This window comes from Prevotella sp. TF12-30 (genome assembly GCF_003436715.1).
GTDB lineage: Bacteria > Bacteroidota > Bacteroidia > Bacteroidales > Bacteroidaceae > Prevotella > Prevotella copri_A.
Genome location: NZ_QSQJ01000094.1, coordinates 1 through 2,271, shown reverse-complemented (window position 1 = coordinate 2,271; position 2,271 = coordinate 1). Strand labels below are relative to the sequence as shown.

Sequence of the window (2,271 nt, the reverse complement as noted above, 5' to 3'; positions counted from 1 at the left end):
TACTAATGTGTCTCTTGTGGAAACATCTCCGCAACTATTTGGTGTACGCCAAGTAAGCTCAAGTAATCCTGGCTATAGAAATAGAGAGTTGTTCATAAACGAATTGGAAAAAAAGTGTAAATATCCTATTGAGTTTCAAAAAAATAATTTGGAAGCATACGTTGCTGTTGAATACACGACAGACCAACGAGGATATATTGTTAAAAAAAGTGGTTGCTTGCGACAATAAAAAATTCAAAAAGATAACATTGGATATATTCGACGAAGTTAAAACTCTTAAAATAGCCACAACAGAGAAAATAGATACAATCTACTTCCAATACAAGATACAAGGTTCACCAACTTTAATCCATTCAAAAGTAGATGTCAAGATTATCGGCTATGGCAGCAATAATAAATCAATTTTAATGAAGTAACTCGATTTATCATAATTCACTACTGTCCAATAAAAAAGGCAATTCAAATTATAGAATATTATAAAAACAATAATAGTCGAAATGAACAGAAGAAAAAATAGATCCCAAAATAGAAAAAAAGACATTTGCAGTAAAATTACTGTTGCAAATGTCTATTTTACAATTTGTGTATGTGTTTTTATTTATGCGCTTGCATCTCCTATTTTGTCTGTTGTTTTAGAACATTGCGGTGTACAAACTGAAGCGATAATAACATCAAACACATCGTCATGGGTTCATCGATGGACAGAAAGTTGTTATATGTATGAGTTTAGTTTAAATGGAAAATTTTATACAGGAAATTCTTTAATCAAAGAGGGGGAGAGTGATAAAATAGGAACAAAAATTAAAATTTACTATTTTAAAAATTTCCCATCTTTTAACAGACCATTAAGTTATTATGATGATTAAGTTGTAAAAGCTAAAATAAAAATGAGGGTATGTTAGTTTGCATACCCTCATTTTATGATAGTTATAGTCAAACTGAAATGTTTTGAGGAAATCTTAAGGTTTCATGTTCAATGGATAAAACAGTTCATGAATAGCATATTAGAACAATTCTATGCAATAAAATCAAATGTCTATCGTTCTTTAGATAAAACATAAAATAAAGACGTATGAAAGTATCAACAAAACAAGGCTATAAACCGCCTTAAAATTCGTCAGGGCTTAACAGAGGATATTTCCCTTGTATCTTTGAAAGTTTTTCCATATAAAATCCAAGCACTACGGGTTAGAGATGATTTATCCAGACGAGGAGAAGATTACCTATTCTTACAACCTCGGCGGTCAGCTTGAAAAGGTTCATGGCTACAAGTCATACGGCTACGACTATGTGAGCAAGATTGGCTACGACAAGTTTGAGCAGCGCACATATTTGAAGTATTGCAACGGTGCTGAGACATTCTACACCGTAAGCTATCATGCTTACATGCCTTTACTAAAATTTAACAATATTGTTATGAACAAAATAATAAAAATATTATCAAGTATAATTTGTTTTTTTTGCTTCGTCATTCATAATTGGATCGATTATTTTAATAATTTTTTGTTTTTTTTGCCAAATCTTCCAGAATCATTTATATCTGAAAAAAAGTGGGAAAAAAGATTACGCAAATTAATTAAAAAATCATAACATTATGAATGTGAACTAACCAGTCTTTTTAGGGGGATATTGATTAGGGCACGAAAAACCGCAAAGAAATTTTTAGGTATCACTGAAAATTCCAAAAGAGTCCAAAGACAAAGCAATTCAACTTGTTCAGTTCTCCTTCAGGGCTGATGTTCAAGCGAGAGAGTCGTATGTACGACGATGAGTCAGCTTGGCATAACAAGTTCTACAAGGAAGTAACCTCCAAGGTTGACGAAGACATTTTCAAACCGCTCTATACAACAGAGCGAGAGGATAATCGTGTCGGGTGTCCTCCTGAACGGGCTCCGTTATAAGTTCTAGCTATGGAATCCAAGCTGGCTCTGTTTCCCAAAACTGCCGTATATTCTTCAAGCTTATCAGCACATCTGCCTCCAGCGTAATGAGGCTGGCGAACGAGTGTCGTCCCGAATGGTAGGAATAGGTAAATCCGTTCTATTTTCCACAAGCACTTCGAAAACTTTTTGGATGGAAAGCAACAACTGCTCGATGTCCTTGTTGGTCTCCACGGCTTCCTTGCTCTTGTTCTCCTTTGGCTGCTTTAGAGCTTTATGTTAATAAAACTACAATCACAGCAATAAAACTATTGATTTTACGTTCTTTTCAAAAAAAGGGTTGTGCAACAGCTAAAAGCACTACCTTTGAATGCAATAATAAGTAACAACA

At 33.8% G+C, this 2,271-nt stretch carries 2 protein-coding genes and 1 pseudogene; all 3 read left to right on the top strand.

The features are described from left to right. A pseudogene (locus DXD25_RS17330) lies at positions 1-229 on the top strand (hypothetical protein); the annotation flags it as partial. Between the two features lie 268 nt (positions 230-497). After that, positions 498-866, top strand: coding sequence for a hypothetical protein (locus DXD25_RS16530; protein ID WP_147327953.1), 369 nt, complete (start codon positions 498-500; stop codon positions 864-866). A gap of 870 nt (positions 867-1,736) precedes the next feature. Continuing rightward, positions 1,737-1,901 (top strand): hypothetical protein, encoded by a 165-nt coding sequence (locus tag DXD25_RS16525; protein WP_187360511.1) that lies wholly within the window; start codon positions 1,737-1,739, stop codon positions 1,899-1,901. Positions 1,902-2,271: the final 370 nt, after the last annotated feature.